Source organism: uncultured Tessaracoccus sp. (assembly GCF_947255005.1).
In the GTDB taxonomy this organism is placed as follows: Bacteria; Actinomycetota; Actinomycetes; order Propionibacteriales; family Propionibacteriaceae; genus Arachnia.
Map to the genome: position 1 here is coordinate 65,344 of NZ_CAMYFI010000002.1, position 18,177 is coordinate 83,520.

Genomic DNA, 18,177 nt, shown 5'->3' on the forward strand with positions numbered 1-18,177 from the left:
CCTCATCCCTTTCTGTCGATAACCTCGAGTACGGCGCGCGCCATCACGTCGGCAGCATCAGCCGGGTACATCGCGCGCGCTCGCTCGGACATCGCTTCCAGTGTGCCTCCGGTGCGAAACAGCTCCAGCACCCGGGTGGACAGCACGTCGGCAGTCAACTCAGATTCTGGGAGCAGCACTCCCCCGCCCGCTGCCACGAGCGCAGCCGCATTCTTGCCTTGCTCACCGTTGCCCCACGGCAGTGGAATGAAAATGACGGGGAGCCCGCTGATAGCGGTTTCCATGACGGTTCCGGCACCTGCCCGACCCACCATGAGGTCGGCGGCCGCGTAGGCGATCGCCATGTCGTCGACGAATGCCACCGGCTGGTATCGAGCCCCGGATGCATGGGTGACGGTGGGATCGTCGTCGAAATTCTTCGGGCCGAGCACGTGCAGAATCTGAATGCCTTCGGCGAGGAGCGCCTCGCGGGCTTCGACGACCGCACGGTTGACAGCCCGGGCACCCTGCGATCCTCCGCTGACGAGTAGCGTGCGGCGATCCGGATCGAGCCCGAAGAGCTCACGCGCCTGGTTCTGGCTCACCTGCGGGTGCGTGATGCGACGATTGATGGGCATGCCAACGACCCTTGGGCTGCCAGGCATGGGGGTATCAAACGTGGTTCCGACGAAGCTCGCCCACCGAGCCCCAATCTTGTTGGCGATGCCTGGGATGTTGTTGGCTTCATGCACCAGCACCGGCACCTTCATCCAACGCGCGGCAAGGTAGACGGGGATAGAGACGTATCCGCCAAAACCGACGACGGCGTCGGCCTTCCTCGTACGGAGAATAGCCTTCGCCTCTCGCACCGCCTTGCTGAGTCGGTATGGCAGCTTGAGTAGGTCAAGGTCGGGTTTGCGGGGCAGCGGCACGGGAGTGATGAGTTCCAGGTCGAGCCCCGCCTCAGGGATGACGCGAACCTCAAGGCCGCGTGCGGTGCCCACCGCGACGAGTTCGTCGACGCCGAGCTCGGTGAGCGCCTGGGCAGTGGCGATCAGGGGCGAGGTGTGTCCGGCGGTACCCCCGCCTGCGAGGACCACGCTGGTCACGATTCTCCCTTCGTCGCGGCCATGACGCTCGTCATGCGGGGACGTTTACTGCGCTTGCGCTTCTTGGCAGCGAGATAGCGGCGAGCCTCGGGCGTGGCTTTGGCACACGCCAGCAGCACGCCAACGCCGAGCAGGTTCGACAACAGCGCGGAGCCGCCGTAGGACAGAAACGGCAACGGGACGCCGAGCACGGGAAGCAGGTGCAACACGACGAAGATGTTGATGATGGCCTGGGTGAGCAACCACCCGGTGATGCCGCCTGCCGCGATTCTGCCGAACACCGAATCTGAGCGCAGCGCGATCTGGAAGCCTGCAAACGCGATCAGAGCGAACGCGAGGATCACGGCGAGCACGCCGAACAGCCCGAGCTCTTCCCCAATCACCGCGAAGATGTAGTCGGTGTGGGCGGCGGTTTTCAACCCGCCCCATTTCTGTTTGCTGGCGCCGAGCCCCAGGCCCCACCAGCCGCCGGATGCCAGCGCATACAGCGCGGACATCGGTTGAGCGGCGAGGTCAGCATTCGACGCGGGGTCAAGGAAAATCTTGATGCGGTCCATGCGGTTGCCCGACCCGTACACGAGCAGACCGACGAGAGTGGCGGCGATGATGCCGAATGGCAGCAGCAGTTTGATGGGCGTACCCACGAACCACAGCACGAGCGCCAAGATGGCGGCGACGATCATGCCGGTGCCGAGGTCTCGCCCCGCCAGCACGAGGACGAGCACAACAGCAGACAGGCACAACGGCCAAATGAGATGCCCAAGATCGTGGATGAGGTGGCGTTTGCGGTGCAGCACCGCAGCTGAGAAGACGATGACGGCGAGCTTCGCGAATTCGGAGGGCTGAATCTGGACTGGGCCGATGGCCAGCCAGTTCTGGTTTCCGAAGTTGTGCACACCCATCGGGGACACCACCAGTATGAGCAACACCGTCGCCAGCGCCCACGCCGGCCATCCGATGCGGATGAGGAGGTCGATGCTGAACTTGGAGAGCAGCCACGCCCCCAGCAACCCGACGAGGAGGAACGAGAATTGGCGGATGGCGAAGTAGTACGGGCTGTAGTCCCATCCCTGCGCCAGGGGCGCGGAGGCAGAGAGCACCATGAGCGTGCCGAGCCCAACGAGAAACCCAACGCTCGCGATGATGAACCAGTAGGGCGCCATGGGCGCGTCGACCAGTGCGCGTAGTTGAGGCCGCGTCGCGGATGTGCGCGGGCCCGGTCGGGCTTCGACAGCCATGCGGCTTCCTTCCACTAGCGCGATTGTAGATACTCCTTCACCGCCGCGGCGAAGGCCTCTCCGCGTGCCGCATACCCACTGAACATGTCCAGCGAGGCTCCACCAGGAGACAGCAGCACGACATCACCGTCCGAAGCGATCTCTCCAGCCAATCGCACCGCCTCGGCCATGACACCAGTGTCGGACGAATCGAGCACGTAGACGGGGATCTCGGGCGCGTGTCGGGCGAGCGCGTCGGCAATGACGTGGCGGTCGACGCCGATCACGATGGCTGCACGCATACGCCCCGCATGCGCGTCGATGAGTTCGTCGAAGGAAGTTCCCTTGGTTTGCCCGCCCGCGATCCACACGAAGTGGTCGAAGGCTTGCATGGCTGAGTTCGCTGCGTGGGGGTTGGTTGCTTTGGAGTCGTCGATCCAACGGATGCCATCGTGCTCCGCCACAGTGCTGATCCGGTGCCCGCCCAGCTGCACGTCGTGCAGACCTTGAGCCACCGCTTGCGGACGTACCCCGAAGCTGCGCGCCAGCGCGGCGGCGGCGAGGGCGTTGGCGATGTTGTGGGGAGCGTGCGGCTGCACGTCGTTGACGCTCGCGACTTCGAGTGCAGACGTGGCGCGTTGCGCAACGAATGCCCTATCGACGAGGAGGTCGTCGACCACGCCCATCATCGAGCGCGCTGGGGTGCCGAGCGTGAAGCCAATGGCCCGAGCACCCTCCTGCACTTCTGCTTCCTCCACCATCCGTTCGGTGACGGGCTCGTCGGCGTTGTACACGCACGAGTGGGTCACACGCTCGTAGATGCGGGCCTTGTCTGCTTGGTAGCGCTGGTAGCCATCGGGGCCGGCATACCACTCGAGATGGTCTTCATGAATATTGAGCACGGCGGCGGAGTGTAGGGCGACCGTGTGTACATAGTGCAGCTGGAAGCTCGACAACTCGATCACGAACACGTCATAGTGCTCCTCGTCGAGCACGGCCTCGATGATGGGGCGCCCGATGTTGCCAACCTCAGCAACGGTGAGTCCGTCGGCCCTGAGCATCGCGGTAGTCATCTGCGTGGTGGTGGTTTTGCCGTTGGTTCCGGTGATGCCAATCCACGGCACGGCGCGGTCGGGCTGCATCATGCGCCACGCCAGTTCGATGTCGCCCCAGACGGGGATGCCGGCGTCGTGGGCGGCGCTCAGGAGCGGAGCGTCCGGGCGCCAACCCGGCGAGGTCACGACGAGATCGGTGCCCTCCGGTAGGGATACGGTGGAGCCGGGGCCGGTGGTGACCGTCGCGCCGAGCGTGCGCAGCAGTTCGGCCTTGTCGTGGTGGCGGTCGGCTTCGTCGAGCACCGTCACGCTGGCGCCCAGCTCGAGCAGGCCGTCGGCGGCGGAGAATCCTGTCACCCCGAGTCCGGCGACGACAGCATGCACGCCTGACCAGTCGGAGAGCCGGTGCATGCCGGCCAAGCGGGTCTCGTTCACTGACCCACCACCCATTCGGCGTAGAAGATGCCGAGCGCCAAGGCCACGAACAACCCGCAGATAATCCAGAACCGGATCACGACGGTGACCTCCTGCCACCCCTTCAGTTCAAAGTGGTGGTGGATCGGAGTCATCTTAAAGATGCGTTTGCCCTTGGTGAGCTTGAAGTACGACACCTGCAGCATCACTGAGCCTGCCTCAAGCACGAACAATAGACCGATGATCACGGCGAGCAGCTCGGTGCGCGTCATGACGGAAATACCGGCGAGCGCACCACCAATGGCGAGCGAGCCGGTGTCGCCCATGAAGATCTTGGCAGGCTTGGCATTCCACCACAAGAATCCGAAACACGCTGCCGCGAGCGAGATGGCTACCACGCCCAAGTCGTAGGGGTCGCGCACCAGGTAGCAGCGCGGGCCGGCCGTCGACGTGCGTCCGCACCACTGGTTCACCTGCCAGATGGAGATGAGGGTGTAGGCAGCGAACACCAGTGACGCGGAGCCTGCCAGCAGACCGTCGAGGCCATCGGTGAGATTCGTTGAGTTCGACCAGGCAGCGACGAGGAAGGCGATGAAGGCGATGGCTAGCAGTGTCGGCAAGGCGAGCCAGGTGATGTCGCGCAGGAAAGAAATGGCGTTGGAGCCAGGCGTTGCACCGCGTGTTCCGGGGAAATGCAGCACCGCCCAGCCAAAGATGCCACCGATCACGAACTGCCCGAGGAGTTTACCCTTCGGGGTGAGGCCCAGGCTGCGTTCCTTCGCGATCTTGGACCAGTCGTCGAGGAAGCCGAGCCCACCCATGGCGAGTGTGAGCCCAATGAGCAGCATGCCGGACAGCGTCGGCGGATTCCACAGCACCAAGTGGCTCACGAAGTACGCGAATGTCATCGCCAGCACGATGACGAGGCCGCCCATCGTCGGGGTACCGCGTTTGACCTGATGCGAGTCCGGCCCGTCTTCACGAATGAACTGTCCGTAGCGCTTCTTGGTGAGATAGCGGATGAGCACCGGCGTCCCCACGAGGGTGAACACCATCGACAGACCTCCGGCCAACAGGATGTTGATCACTGTGCTTCCTCCAAGGCTGCTGCGACCTGTTCGAGGCCCACGGCTCTAGATCCTTTCACGAGTACGACGTCGCCCGCGCCGGGCGCAAGGTGGCGCGCCACCTCGTCGCGAGTGGCCACGAAACATTCTGGCACGCCTTCGGCAGCACCTTCGACAATCGCTGGCGCAAACTCTCCGACAGCAATGACCTTACTGAACCCGAGGTCCGCGCAGCGTCGGCCGATGCCGACGTGAGCATCGTGGGCGTTCGCACCCAACTCAAGCATGTCGCCGAGCACCGCCGTCGCCGTCGCGCCCGGATGGGTGTCGCGGTTGAAGTCCACCATCTCCGCCACGGTGTTGAGCGCAGCGATGACGGATTCTGGGTTGGCGTTGTACGCGTCGTTGACGAGCAGTGCGCCGGAGGACAGCTCGCTGAGCGCCATGCGCCAATTCGAGCGCGCGACAGCAGCGCTGAGGGCAGCAGCGATGCGCTCCACATCCATGCCAGCGATCACGCCGACCGCAGCCGCGCTCAGGGCGTTGCCCACCTGGTGGCGGCCCACGACGCTCAGGGCGACAGGGGCGCTGCGCGTGCCCTTTTCGTCGCTCACCTCCAGTGTGAACCGAGGGCGGCTGACCGCGTCGACGGTGATGTCGCGCGCCGTCACGCGGAGGTCTCCCTCGGGCAATGCGCCCGTCCCGACCCAAGCGATGTGCGCCTTCGTCTTCGACGCCATCGCTCGCACGTGGTCGTCGTCGGCGTTGAGCACAGCCCAGCCGTCGGAGGGAAGGTCTTCAACGATCTCCGATTTCGCCCGCGCGGTCACCTCGATTCCGCCGAACTCCCCGGCGTGCGCCGAACCGACGTTGAGGGCGACGGCGATGTCGAGCGGGACGAGTGAAGTGAGCCATTTGATGTGCCCGATGCCCCGCGCGCCCATTTCGCTGACGAGGAACCGCGTCGAGTCTGTGACACGGCAGGCGGTGAGCGGCACCCCGATCTCGTTGTTGAGGCTCCCGCTGGGAGCCACCGTTTCGCCTGCTTGTTCGAGCACCTGGAAGATGAGGTCTTTGGTGGACGTTTTCCCAGACGATCCCGTTACTCCGATCGACAGCATCCCTCGGGCACGTGCTTCCTTCACCACGCCTCTGGCAATCCAGCTGAGCGTCTGCACGGAGTCCTCGCCCAGCAGGTGCGGCACGTCGGCGTCGGTCACGTACATGCCGACGACGGCACTCGCCCCCGCTTCCTGTGCCGCCGCGGCGAATGAGTGGCCATCCACTCGCTCCCCAGGGATAGCGACGAACACTGCGCCTGGGGTGACCGCTCGGTTGTCGGTCACCACGTCGGGTCCGACGAGCACGTCGTCGCCCACCACCTCCACGGCAGCCGGCTGCATGAGTGCCACTAGTTCAGAGAGCATGCGCTGCTTCAACGTCGTTCCTCCTGCATCTTCGCCCAGGCGTCGCGGGCCACCCGCACATCATCAAAGTCGATGACGCGGTCAGCCAAAATCTGTCCCTGCTCGTGCCCCTTGCCCAAAATGGCGACCACCCCGTTGCGCTCGACGTGCGCGAGCGCGTAGCAGATGGCGTCGGCACGCCCGGCCATTTCCACCACCTCGGCGCCATGCCCGTGCGCCCCTTTGAGGGTGGCAGCGCGGATGGCCGCTGGATCTTCGGTGCGCGGGTTATCGTCGGTGACTACCACTTTCTTGCTGTGGCGCGCGGCCGCTGCTCCGATGAGCGGGCGTTTCACTGGATCGCGGTCTCCCCCACAACCCATCACCGTGGTGAGGGGGCCGAGCTGCGCGAGTTCTTCGACAGCCGCCTCCACCGCCTGGGGTGTGTGCGCGAAGTCGACGACTACGAGCGGGGCGGCGTCGTCGAGGATCGCCCGCTGCATCCGGCCCGGCACCTGGGCTTGCCGTAGCCCTTCCACAGCCCGCTCTGCGTCAAACCCCGCGGCGTCGAGCATGGCGAGGGCGAGCACTGCGTCCACCATGTTGTGCATGCCGGGCAGCGCGAGTTCGACACTGAGTGCCCGCCCATCTCGGTGCACCGTGCCTCGCGTGCCCAGCCGGCCGTGTGGTGCCACGTCGGAGAGCATCCAGTCTGCGTCGCGCGTGCCCACTGTCGTGAGCCGCATCGCACCCTGCTGACGCACTATCTCGGCCAGCTCGGCGCCGCGTTCGTCGTCGGTCCAAATCACGGCGGCATCGGCACGTCCAGGCTCGAACAGCTTACGTTTCGCGGCGAAATACTCCTCGAGCGTGTGGTGGTAGTCGAGGTGATCTTGCCCAAGATTCGTGAATCCGACGACGTCGAAGTGCATTCCCTGCACTCGCTCGAGCGCCAGCGCATGCGACGATACTTCCATTGCGACGGCGTTCGCACCGCGTTCGCGCATCGTGGCGAGTTGCTGCTGCAGATCCGTCGATTCCGGAGTGGTCACCGTGGTGCTGTGAGCTTCGAGCGCAGCGCCGTCGAGGCGCGCGCCGAGGGTGCCGATGGTGCCGACCGACGAGCCCAGTGATTGCAGCGCCTGAGCGATGAGAGCAACGGTCGTTGTCTTACCATTCGTACCCGTCACTCCGAAGGAGGTGAGATGCTTCGTGGGATGCCCATAGAAGGCGGCCGCTGCGTCACCCAACGCCCGACGGGCATTGTCCACCACCACCAGCGGCACATCGATCTCGCCGGCGATCGTGGCGCCATCGGCATCCGTCAGCACCGCTGCGGCACCCGAGGTTACCGCTTGGCTCACGAACCGGGCGCCATGCGTACGCTGGCCCGGAAGCGCGGCGTACAACCAACCAGGATGTACGTCTCTGGAATCCAGCGTGATCCCAGTAATAGCCACGTCTGCCGACGCCTCGGGCAGCAACTGCCGAAGGCGCACGGCACCGGATGAATGTGCATGCATGTCGGGCATCATTCAAAGGTTAGCGGTTCTCGCGGCGCCTTGGAGGTGGAGGGCAGCACGTTGTACCGCGGCAGCGCAACCTGCAGCACCTGGTTGACGATGGGCAACGCCAGGCGGCTACCGAGGTTTCCCTTGGCGGGCTCATCAATCACCACGTACACGAGGATCTGCGGATCCTCGGCAGGCGCCACGCCCACGTACGACGCGGTGAATCCCTCGTAGCACTTGCACTTGGGGTTATAGCGCTGGGCTGTTCCCGACTTGCCAGCCACGCGGTAGCCGGGGATCGCCCGCTGTTTGGGGTCAGCCATGGTGACGGCTTCCATCATGTTGATCGTCATGGCGGAAGCTTTCTCCGAGATGACTTTGCGGCTCGTCGGCTCCTTGCGCTCCAGCACATTGCCCTCGGCATCCTTGGCCGACTTGATGATGGTCGGCTGGTGGTACGTGCCGCCGTTGACGACGGACGCGAGCGCGCCCGCCATCTGCACGGCGTTGACGGATAGGCCCTGCCCGAACGAGATCTGGTCGCGCGTGTAGTCAGCCATGCCCGGCGGTGGAAGGTGTCCCTTCGTCTCTCCCGGTAGTCCGACACCTGTGCGGTTCCCCAGCCCGAAGCTGGAGAGGTAGCTGTGCAGCTGCTCCTTATCCATCTGCCGAGCGAGCTCAATAGTGCCGATGTTCGACGACTGCGCGACGATGCCCCGGGCGGTGAGCTGCAGCGTGCCGTGCTCGAACGAGTCGCGGACATAGCCGGAACCCGAGGCGATCTTCTCCGGCACGCGAACCTTCGTGTCAGGCGTTACGAGACCCTGGTCGGCCAGCGCTGCCATGGTGAGCACCTTCTGGGTGGAACCCGGTTCGTAGGCCTGGGTGACGGCACGGTTTCCGAGGTCCTTCTGGTCCGCGGCACCTGGATTGGACGAGTCGAAGGTGGGCAGCATCGAGAGCGCGAGAATCTCGCCATTCTTCACGTTCATCGCCACCGCGGTGCCCGTCTTCGCGCCTGCCTTCTGGAGGCCTTGAGCCAAGAATTGATCGGTCATCCATTGCAGGTCGGAGTCGATCGTGAGCTGGTAGCTCGCACCATTTTTTGCGGGAACCATGATGTTCGTCCCCAGCGGAATACGTCCATACGTAGAGCGGTCGAACGTGCTCGTGCCGTTGACTCCCTGGAGTTCCTTCTCCAGCGCGTACTCGAGCCCGCTCGCACCGTCGCCTTCGCCGTTGACGAAGCCCACGACGTTGGAGCCGGTCGTCCGGTTCGGGTAGGAGCGAATTGGGTCAGACTCCCCGAACACGCCGTACCAGCGCTTCACCCCATGCTCACCGACGTTCTCCCCTCCGACGCCGGAGTTCATGTCGTCTTGGATGAGGGTGAAGGTGTGGGCGGGGACGCGTCGGGCCACTATTTCGTACTGCGAGCGCTTCCCCGTCTTCTTGTCGCGACGGTCGAAGATCTCGAGGTAGTCCTCCTTGCGCCCGCCGAGGTGCTTCACCAGAATGTCCGCCACCGCGTTGGGCGCCGCTGCTGCTTCGGCCTGTTTTTGGTCCGACATCTTATATCGCTTGTCGGCGCCGTTGGTCTTGATCATGTCGGGGTCGACGAAGATCATGAAGCCCGGCTCTGTTTCCGCGAGTACGACGCCGTTGCGGTCCATGATGGCGCCGCGCTGGGCCGGAACGTCGCGGGAGGTTTGCATCTTTCTGGCCGCCTGCGCGGCGAAAGCCTGCGGGTCGAGAGCCTGCAGTTGGAACGCCCGAGCGCCGGCAACACTCAGGAGCAACGCCACGACGACGAGAAACACGCTCAACCGGGTGTGCGCTTTGCCGAGTTTCACGACACGCTTGCCATGCGTCTTGTAGCGCACCCCCGACGCGCCGCGCGTGGATGATGCGGTGTCGACGGTCCTCGTTCGCCCCGGCTTGCTCGACGAACGGTGCGCGGACTTCGTCGCGCTCTTGACGGGAGCGCGACGGGTTCTCGCTGTGGTAGCGCCGGCGTGCGAGCGCTGTGTCATCGTTCGCCTCCAGGTGTGTTCGTGGGCTGAGGGGTGGGGGCCGCGCTCGGCGCAGGCGATCCCGCAGGCTGCTGTGCGGCGACGACGTCCTCGGGATGCTCACCAGACTGCTCCGGCTTCGGTATGGGCGGCACCGGCGACGGAGTGACCACCGGGTGCGGCGACGACTTCGGCGTCCGCTGCGGCTTGTGCCGACGCAGCTCCGGGAATTCGTCGCCGCTCACCTTCGTCGGTTCGCCAAGCACCTGGCCCGAGCCCAGCATGACGAAGGCTGGGTACGGGTTGGGCACCATATTGAGTTCGCTAGCGCGCATCGCCAGCGAGCTCGTGCTGGAGAGCCCCTCGAGTTGCGTGCGCAGCGACGCGGATTCGTACTCGAGTTTGTTCGCTTCTCTTTGCAGCTTGGTAAGTTCGTTCGCCTGAGCTCCAATCGATGTCGTTACGACGAGGACGCCGGCCAGCCCCAACCCAATGATGGCGACGATGATCAGGGCGAACCTGACCGTCGAGATAGTCCCTTTGGTGGTTGTTCCGCTCATGAACACTCCCTCACCCTTTTGGCGATCCGCAGCCGCGCCGAAGCGGCCCGCGAGTTGGTATCGATTTCGCTGTGTTCAGGGCGCTCGGCGCCCTTGGTGACGAGCGTGAATTCCGCCCGCATATGTTCCGGCACGACGGGAAGGTTGCGCGGCGCGCTATCGCTGGCGGCTTGCGCGAACACGCGCTTGACGAGACGGTCCTCCAACGAGTGGTAGCTCAACACCGCGAGTTGTCCCTGAACCGCGAGCGCGTCAATCGCCGCGGGCAACACACCTTCGAGCGCGTCAAGTTCGTGGTTGACCTCGATGCGCAAGGCCTGAAACGTGCGTTTGGCCGGGTGCCCTCCTGAGTACCTTGCGGCGGCAGGAATGGCGTCGTTGATGACACGCACGAGTTGAGCCGAGGTGCCGAAAGGGCGAGCCTTGGCGATGGCTCGCGCAATGCGATCCGCATAACGCTCCTCGCCGTACCGCTTCAGGATGCGCGCGAGATCGGCCACGTCATAGGTGTTCAGCACGTCGGCAGCCGTTTCGCCCTCCTGCTGATTCATCCGCATATCCAGCGGTGCGTCGACGCGGTACGTGAAGCCGCGCGATTCCCGGTCGATTTGCAACGATGACAGCCCGAGGTCGAGCAAGATTGCATCAACGCGCGAGATCCCGAGGCTGGCAAGCACGTCGGGAAGCTCATCGTAGACGGCATGCACGAGGGTGATCCGATCCTCATACTCCGCCAAACGTTCCGCCGCGATCTGGAGCGCGTCGGTATCACGATCGATGCCGATCAATCGTGCGTTGGGATTGGCCGCCAGCATGGCCTTGGCATGTCCGCCCAGGCCGAGCGTGCCGTCGACATATACCGCGTGGGGGTGTTGCAGGGACGCTGAGAGGACGTCGACGACGCGGTCCCGCATGACCGGCACGTGTACGTCCATCTCTCGACCCTTCCAATGTGATTTGACGTGCGGTTGTGCATTGCTGTGCTGCGTCCTGCCCCCTGGTCCCCGTCCGGCTGGTGACCTGACAACGGGGAAGAAGAGTCAGGGCGCCAGCCGGACGAGCACCGGGGAGCAGGTCACGGAGGAGGAGGCATGAATTCCTCATCGAGTTCAGAGAAGCCAGCCTCGCTGGCCTCGGAGTACTGGGCCCAGCGCTCGGCATCCCAGATTTCGGCGCGGGTGCCTGCACCGATCACGACGACATCGCGGTGCAGCCCGGCGTAGTTGCGCAGTACCTGCGGAATGGTGACCCGTCCCTGCTTGTCGGGGATTTCGAAGCTGGCGCCAGCGGCGAGCATGCGCTGGTAGTCGCGCACCTGCTTCACCGTCGTCGGAGCCGACGCCACCGGCTCCATCAGCTGCTCGAATGCCCGAGCGGTATAGACGGCCAACGCGTGCTCTTGGGTGCGAGTGACGACGCAGCCATCGGCGAAGTCGTCGCGGAACTTCGCGGGCAGAATGAGGCGCCCTTTTTCATCCAGCTTCGGCGTGTACGTACCGAGGAACATCGGGCACCTCCTTCCACCAATTTGGACCCAGTTCACTCCACTTGCCCCCACTTTACCCCACTTCTCACCACCTTTCTCCCCATTGTGGGCGTGTTCCTCCCCGGAATCGACATCGTTGAGTTCTTGCATTCCCGCGAGGCCAGTACGCTTAGTGCGACATCACCGATTCCGACAGGAGATCTGCCCGAAGTGAATGCACCGAACATCGCCGAGGTTGCGCAACTGGCCAACGCGGTCAGCACCGAGATGGCTCGCGTGATCGAAGGCAAACCACGCCAGATCCGCGCCGCTGTGACCGTGCTCCTGGCAGGCGGCCATCTCCTCATCGAAGACGTTCCCGGCGTCGGGAAAACCGTGCTCGCGAAAGCCCTCGGGCGCTCCATCGCCGGTGATGTGAAACGCATTCAGTTCACGCCCGACCTGCTACCCGCCGACGTGACCGGCGTCTCGGTGTTCAACCAGCAGACCCGCGAGTTCGAGTTCAAGCCAGGCGGCATCTTCGCCAACATCGTCTTGGGTGACGAGATTAACCGGGCTTCCCCCAAGACCCAGTCGGCCCTGCTGGAGGCCATGGCGGAACAGCAAGTATCCGCTGATGGTCGCACCCACCGTCTCAGCCAGCCGTTCATGGTGATCGCCACCCAGAACCCCATTGAGATGGAAGGCACCTATCCCCTCCCAGAGGCGCAGCGCGACCGCTTCATGGCGCGTATCCAGATGGGATATCCCAGCAAGGAGTCGGAGTCAGCCATGCTGCTGGCGCGGGCGAGCGGCGATCAGCTCGCCAAGGTCAACGCCGTCACCTCGGTGGAGCAGGTCAACCAGGCGACGCGCACACTCGCGGCCATCTATGTCTCGCCCATCATCGCCGACTACATCGTGAGCATCGTCGAAACGACGAGAAGCCACCCCGAACTTCGCCTCGGCGCGAGCCCTCGCGCATCGCTGCATCTCATGCAGGTGGCGCGAGTGGGTGCAGCGCTCGCCGGGCGCGACTACGTGATCCCCGAGGATGTCCAATCACTCGCGGTAGAGGTCATGGCACACCGGGTCATCACCACCGTCGAGGCGCAGATCGCTGAACGCTCTGCTGAAGCGATCATCGCTGACCTGGTTCGCTCGGTTCCGTCCCCCAGGAGAGGCTGACTCCTCTTGCTTCGTGGTGCGAGGCCGACGCTACGCGGCTGGATGCTGTTGCTCGTAGGCGCGCTGCTAGTGATGGCGGCTGCAGCCGTCGGTGAGCCTGACCTGGTGTGGGTCGGGCTGTTCTTGCTTGCCCTGCCGCTGCTGAGTCTGATCATGGTGGTGCTGCTGCACCCCAAACTCGAATTTTCGCGCACGCTCCACCCAGCGCAGGTCAGTGTCGAGCAACCTGCCGAGGCGGTGGTACGCCTGCGCAATACCAAGCCACTCGCGGCGACATCGCTGGAGCTCTACGACCTAGCCCCCGAACCGCTCGGGGGCGGCGCCAAGTTCTCGGTGATGCGCGCATTCGGACAGTGGGAGCAGGCGGTGCGCTATCAGATCGAGTCGGAACAGCGCGGGCGGTTCCTCATCGGGCCCTTGAAGGCGCGGGCAGGAGATCCGCTGGGGCTCGCCGTGGCGATCGTCCGCCCTCGTGACGAACCGACGTTGCTGCGCGTCACGCCCAAGATCTGGCCGCTGGTGGACGTGATGCGAGGCCTGGGCGTCGGCGCGACAGGAGAATCATCGCCACATCTGACGGGTGCCGCGGGGCAAGACGACGTGCTCGTGCGTGAGCACCGCCACGGCGACGACATCCGTCGCGTGCACTGGCGTATGACGGCGAAGCAGGGCGAGCTCATGGTGCGTCTCGAGGAGCACCCGTGGGACCCATCCGCGCTGCTCATCGCTGACACGCGGCGCGTCAGCCACGTCGGCGCCGGCCCGCGATCAAGCCTCGAGTGGACGATCTCGGCCGCGACGAGCGTGGCCGTCAAGCTCGCGGACGAGCGCTACCGCATCGTCATCGCCGGCGGTTCAGGAACCATCTTCGAGCCCCGGCAGTTGAAGGGACCGGCGCAGCGTCAGGCAGTGATCGACGCCATGACCGACGCGGGTGCATCTGACGAACACGAGCTGAACGCTATTTTTGCGGAGTCTGAGTCGCTTGACGCCACCGGCAGCCTCGCGTTCTTCGGGGGTCTGCTCACGGTGCAAGACGCCGCCACCCTGACAGCCGTCGGCCAGCGCATGTCTAAGCCATTCGCGATCGTGATGGACGCAGACGCCTGGAGCGAGTCCTCGTCGGAGCATCACGACGCTGTGCAGTTGCTGCAGCGCCATGGCTGGGCTGTGGAGCAGTACGGGCCTGGGGCGTCCTTCACGAAGGCGTGGGCACGCGCCATGACGAGGCGAGGTGCCGCATGAGCCATCGAACCAACGTGCTGCTGCCGCTCGTGATCACCGTTGCGGCGTGGGTGTCAATCATGCCGATGAACGCACTCATTACTGGGCACGATCACCTCATGGCCGCCGCCGCAGCGACGGGCGCCGTGGGCGTGGTCGGCCTGCTCGGTGCGCTTACGAAGTTGGGGCGCGGGCTCACCTACACGCTGCAGGTGGTGGCCGCTGTGGTGTTTGCGCTGTGGCGCTCGACCACGCTCGCACCCGAGGAGCCCTTCCCCTCGACGGTGATCGAGCTGTGCCGCTCCGGGGCCGCTGCCATCAACGCCTCCCCGCCCCCGATCGAGGGCGCCGCTGGCGTCGTGTTCTTGGTGCTGTTGTTGGCGTTGCTCGTACAGCTGATCGTGGAACTGCTCGCGACGGTGCTCGACCAACCGTCGTGGACGTTCGCCCCGCTCTTCCTCAGCTACATCGTGGCTGCCATCGCCAACCACGACGAGCTGACGCTCAGCGTGTTCGCCGCTGTCGCGGCCGCCTACGTGCTGGTGTTGGTGACCGCCACGAGCGTCGGCAATGGGTACCGCGCTGAAAGCGCTTCTCGAGCCGGAGCATTTCACGCCACGCGCGCGTTGTTTGCAGCGGTGCTTGCCGTGGCTGCCATCGCGAGCGCCGTCGCGCTCCAACCGCTCATTCCGCTCGGCGAGAAACAACCGTGGCAAGGATCAGGGTCGGGCCCCATCCGTCTGAGCGATCCCACGGTCGAGCTCAACAAGAACTTACTCCGCCCCGAGGATCACCCTGTCTTGACATACCGCACGCAAGACGGGGAACCCGTCTACTTGCGCACAGTGGCGCTGCCGGATCTCACCTCGCACGGAGCGGGTTTGACGCAGATGAAGCTGCGCACTAGGGGCTTGGCAGAGGCCTACGAGGCGCCTGGGCGGGACGTCGCTGTTGACGTGCAGATGGAGAATGTGCCGTCCGAGTACTTGCCCGTGCCGTTCGCCGTCAACAGTTTCGACGCGCGCGGTTCCTGGAGCTACGATCCCGCAACGCTGTCGGTCGTTGCCACCGGCAGGCAACGCGCGCAGGAGACGGTGGGGCTTAGCTACTCCGCGCGTGCTGTCGTGCCGAATCCCACCAAGCAAGATCTCGACAATGCCAACGCCGGCACCGACGTCGATGCCATCACTACTGCAGTGCCCGACGTCGACCACCGTGTGGTGGAGTTGACGAAGCAGGTGGTGGGAGGCGCCGCCACCGACGGGCAGAAGGCGCAAGCTATCCAGAAGTTCCTGCGCAGCGACAGATTCAGCTACTCGATTGAGGCTCCGCAGCAGGCCTCGCTCGATGTGATCTCGTCGTTCGTGTTGGAAGACCGCAGCGGCTACTGCATTCACTTCGCCTCCGCGATGATGACGATGGCCCGCATCGAAGGGATTCCCTCCCGTATGGCGGTGGGTTTCAACCCCGGAAGTCGAACGAATGACGGGGCCTTCCAGGTGACCTCGCACAATATGCACGCGTGGCCAGAGTTGTATTTTCAGGGACTAGGTTGGGTGCCGTTCGAGCCCACGCCCTCGGTGGCCGGGCCACCGAACTACACCGATCCCGATGCTCCCTCGAGCGCCACGCCGTCGCCGTCCCCATCTCCGTCGCCCTCCCCTAGCCCCAGCCCGACGCCGTCGTCGTCGCCGGCGGCTGACCCTACGCCGAGCTCGGGCACCTCCCCGACGCCTGACAGCGTTCCGTCGGAAGTTCCCGTCCCTGCGCCGACGTCAAGTTCTTCTTCGGCATGGCTGCCCGTGCTGCTTGGGCTGCTGGGTGTGCTCGTGCTGCTCGCACTCCCCTGGCTCGTCCGCGAAGGCCTCCACCGGTGGCGTCTGCGCGCTGGGCAGGACCCTCAAACGTTGGCCGACGCTGCCTGGCGCGAAGTGCACGCCGTATTCGTTGATGCCGGGATACCGTGGCCCGACGGATCGCCCGGCCCCGCCGCGCGTGTCGCGGCAGCATCGGTGCCATCCGGCGACCTTCTCACTCAGGTGGCGAGCACCGTCGAACGTGTTGCGTTCTCGCGGGAGGGCGCTGACGTCACCCATCTACCCCAGCAGGTTGCTGCACTTCGCCGCAGCATGGTGAGCAGCGTGCCGTGGTGGCGAAGGTTCTGGCCCCGATCGCTATGGCGATGGCGCTGATTGGTAGGTCAAGTCCCTTGTAGTGGTGTAGCGGTTTCCTTCGTTAGGCGGTCAGGGGTAGGGGTTGGGTGTCCTCCTCGACGGTGTTGGTGGTGGGGATGGGGGTGAGTCGGCATCGGGCGAGGATATCGAGGCCGAGGTAGCGTCGGCCTTCGGCCCATTCGTCGGTTTGCTCGGCTAGGACGGCGCCGACGAGGCGGATGATGGCGTCGCGGTTGGGGAAGATCCCGACGGCGTCGGTACGACGCCTAATCTCGCGGTTGAGGCGTTCGGCGGGGTTGTTCGACCAGATCTGGGTCCAGACGTCCTTGGGGAAGCTGGTGAAGGCGAGCAGGTCCGCGCGCGCGTTTTCGAGGTGCTCGGCGACGGCGGGGAGCTTCTCGCTAGTGTAGTCCAGGAGCCGGTCGAACTGGGCTTGGACCGACGGCTTGTCCGGCTGGTCGTAGACCGAATGCAGCATCGCCTTCACCGCCGGCCACATCGTCTTGGGGGTGAGGGACATCAGGTTGGCTGCGTAGTGGGTTCTGCAGCGCTGCCAGGACGCTCCGGGCAGGTTCGCCCCGACAGCCTCGACCAGCCCGGCGTGGGCGTCACTGGTGATGAGACGGACCCCGCCCAGGCCGCGGGCGACCAGATCGGCGAAGAACGTGTTCCACGCCGGCCCGGTCTCACTCGTGGCGACCTGCAGGCCCAGGACTTCGCGGTGGCCGTCGCCGTTGACGCCGGTCGCGACGAGCACGACGGCGCCCATCACCCGCCCGCCTTCGCGGACCTTCATCGTGAGCGCGTCGGCCGCGACGAACGTGAACGGCCCCGCATCCGCGAGGGGGCGGTGGCGGAACTGGTGGACGTGTTCGTCGAGGTCGGCCGCCATCCGGGACACCTGGGACTTCGAGAGCCCGTCGATCCCGAGGGTCTTGACGAGCTTGTCCATCCGGCGCGTGCTCACGCCGGCGAGGTAGCAGTCCGCGATCACCGTGATCAACGCGGACTCGGCACGTTTGCGGCGCTCGAGCAGCCATTCGGGAAAATAGGTACCCGAGCGCAGTTTCGAGACGGCGACGTCGATCGTGCCGACGCGGGTGTCCAACCGGCGGTGGCGGTAGCCGTTGCGCTGTGCGATCCGTCCTGCCGAGGCCTGTCCCCATTCGGCGCCGCACACCGCGTCGGCGTCGGCGGAGAGCAGCGCGTTGATGATGGTTTGCAAAAGCTGGCGCATCATGCCCGGCGACGCTTCGGCCAGCAGGTTGCCCAGCACCCGGGCAGGGTCGACAATATGAGGAGCGGTCATCGTGGTACTTCCTTTGAGAGAGCTTTCGAACGTGAACTCGAACGATCCCACGGTGACCGCGCCACCGTCATCGACGACACCAGCCACCCTGGGCGCTACACCACGCTAGGGGGCTCTACTGAGTCCCGACTCTCAGTGCCGATGTTGAAATCGATTCTTAGCGACTCCTGACCACCAGAATCCGGGCAGGGAAAAGCTGCAACTAGGAGGATGTCCTTCTTCACGTTGCCCTCCCACTCCGCGTACCTACTGCGTGTGACGGGCGTTCCTTGCTGAACCCGGGTTCCCTGAAGCCATCACCTTGATCGGCCTCGAAGGGCAGGGATTACATCGAAAAGCACCAGGGCATGAGGCCCCCGGTCAGCCCTGGATACCAACGAGGCAGCCAACCCTCAACGGAACTCCTCGGTGGCGTAGGTGAAACGCAGGAACTATGGGGCTCTTCACAAACCAGGGTGTAGGTAGCGTTGTTGGGGTTTGCGGCGTG

The 18,177-nt window shown here is 64.9% G+C and carries 14 protein-coding genes and 1 pseudogene; 3 read left to right on the forward strand and 12 right to left on the reverse strand.

The window, feature by feature from the left end; all coding sequences use genetic code 11:
- Positions 1–2: 2 nt before the first annotated feature.
- From murG to mraZ, 10 genes are all read right to left on the reverse strand, one after another.
- On the reverse strand, positions 3–1,088 hold the full coding sequence (gene murG, locus Q0X61_RS01160; RefSeq protein ID WP_297739518.1) for an undecaprenyldiphospho-muramoylpentapeptide beta-N-acetylglucosaminyltransferase: 1,086 nt from the start codon (positions 1,086–1,088) through the stop codon (positions 3–5).
- Positions 1,085–2,326 (reverse strand): FtsW/RodA/SpoVE family cell cycle protein, encoded by a 1,242-nt coding sequence (locus tag Q0X61_RS01165; protein ID WP_297739520.1) that lies wholly within the window; start codon positions 2,324–2,326, stop codon positions 1,085–1,087. Before Q0X61_RS01165 ends, murG begins: the two co-directional genes overlap by 4 nt.
- A gap of 14 nt (positions 2,327–2,340) precedes the next feature.
- A complete protein-coding gene (gene murD / locus Q0X61_RS01170; protein WP_297739522.1) occupies positions 2,341–3,810 on the reverse strand; it encodes a UDP-N-acetylmuramoyl-L-alanine--D-glutamate ligase in 1,470 nt (489 codons plus the stop codon).
- A complete protein-coding gene (gene mraY / locus Q0X61_RS01175; RefSeq protein WP_297739524.1) occupies positions 3,792–4,862 on the reverse strand; it encodes a phospho-N-acetylmuramoyl-pentapeptide-transferase in 1,071 nt (356 codons plus the stop codon). The genes murD and mraY overlap by 19 nt, the downstream gene beginning before the upstream one ends.
- Complete coding sequence (murF, locus tag Q0X61_RS01180; RefSeq protein ID WP_297739526.1) at positions 4,859–6,280, reverse strand: UDP-N-acetylmuramoyl-tripeptide--D-alanyl-D-alanine ligase; 1,422 nt, start codon at positions 6,278–6,280, stop codon at positions 4,859–4,861. Before murF ends, mraY begins: the two co-directional genes overlap by 4 nt.
- Positions 6,277–7,770 carry a UDP-N-acetylmuramoyl-L-alanyl-D-glutamate--2,6-diaminopimelate ligase gene (locus Q0X61_RS01185; RefSeq protein ID WP_297739528.1) on the reverse strand — a complete coding sequence of 498 codons (1,494 nt, stop codon included), beginning with the start codon at positions 7,768–7,770 and terminating at the stop codon, positions 6,277–6,279. The genes murF and Q0X61_RS01185 overlap by 4 nt, the downstream gene beginning before the upstream one ends.
- Before the next feature lie 8 nt (positions 7,771–7,778).
- Entirely contained in the window at positions 7,779–9,791 is a 2,013-nt protein-coding gene (locus Q0X61_RS01190; RefSeq protein ID WP_297739529.1) for a penicillin-binding protein 2, read from the reverse strand.
- A complete protein-coding gene (locus tag Q0X61_RS01195; RefSeq protein ID WP_297739531.1) occupies positions 9,788–10,330 on the reverse strand; it encodes a hypothetical protein in 543 nt (180 codons plus the stop codon). Before Q0X61_RS01195 ends, Q0X61_RS01190 begins: the two co-directional genes overlap by 4 nt.
- Positions 10,327–11,265 (reverse strand): 16S rRNA (cytosine(1402)-N(4))-methyltransferase RsmH, encoded by a 939-nt coding sequence (gene rsmH / locus Q0X61_RS01200; protein ID WP_297739534.1) that lies wholly within the window; start codon positions 11,263–11,265, stop codon positions 10,327–10,329. The genes Q0X61_RS01195 and rsmH overlap by 4 nt, the downstream gene beginning before the upstream one ends.
- Positions 11,266–11,405: 140 nt before the next feature.
- The gene (mraZ, locus tag Q0X61_RS01205) at positions 11,406–11,837 is read right to left on the reverse strand and encodes a division/cell wall cluster transcriptional repressor MraZ (RefSeq protein WP_297739536.1); all 432 of its coding nucleotides are present in this window, start codon (positions 11,835–11,837) and stop codon (positions 11,406–11,408) included.
- A gap of 246 nt (positions 11,838–12,083) precedes the next feature.
- Between mraZ and Q0X61_RS01210 the strand changes: the two genes are divergently transcribed.
- From Q0X61_RS01210 to Q0X61_RS01220, 3 genes are read left to right on the forward strand one after another with little or no spacing between them, the layout of a single operon-like run.
- Positions 12,084–12,983, forward strand: coding sequence for a MoxR family ATPase (locus Q0X61_RS01210; protein WP_297739550.1), 900 nt, complete (start codon positions 12,084–12,086; stop codon positions 12,981–12,983).
- A 42-nt stretch (positions 12,984–13,025) separates the two neighbouring features.
- The gene (locus Q0X61_RS01215; RefSeq protein ID WP_297739538.1) at positions 13,026–14,228 is read left to right on the forward strand and encodes a DUF58 domain-containing protein; all 1,203 of its coding nucleotides are present in this window, start codon (positions 13,026–13,028) and stop codon (positions 14,226–14,228) included.
- Positions 14,225–16,399, forward strand: a complete 2,175-nt coding sequence (locus tag Q0X61_RS01220; protein ID WP_297739540.1) for a transglutaminaseTgpA domain-containing protein — start codon at positions 14,225–14,227, stop codon at positions 16,397–16,399. The genes Q0X61_RS01215 and Q0X61_RS01220 overlap by 4 nt, the downstream gene beginning before the upstream one ends.
- Positions 16,400–16,442: 43 nt before the next feature.
- Here the strand turns inward: Q0X61_RS01220 and Q0X61_RS01225 are convergent, their stop codons facing one another.
- Both Q0X61_RS01225 and Q0X61_RS01230 read right to left on the reverse strand, forming a co-directional pair.
- Positions 16,443–17,690 (reverse strand): IS256 family transposase, encoded by a 1,248-nt coding sequence (locus tag Q0X61_RS01225; protein ID WP_297739542.1) that lies wholly within the window; start codon positions 17,688–17,690, stop codon positions 16,443–16,445.
- A 262-nt stretch (positions 17,691–17,952) separates the two neighbouring features.
- Positions 17,953–18,106 (reverse strand): annotated as a pseudogene (locus Q0X61_RS01230) (IS1634 family transposase); the annotation flags it as partial.
- Positions 18,107–18,177: the final 71 nt, after the last annotated feature.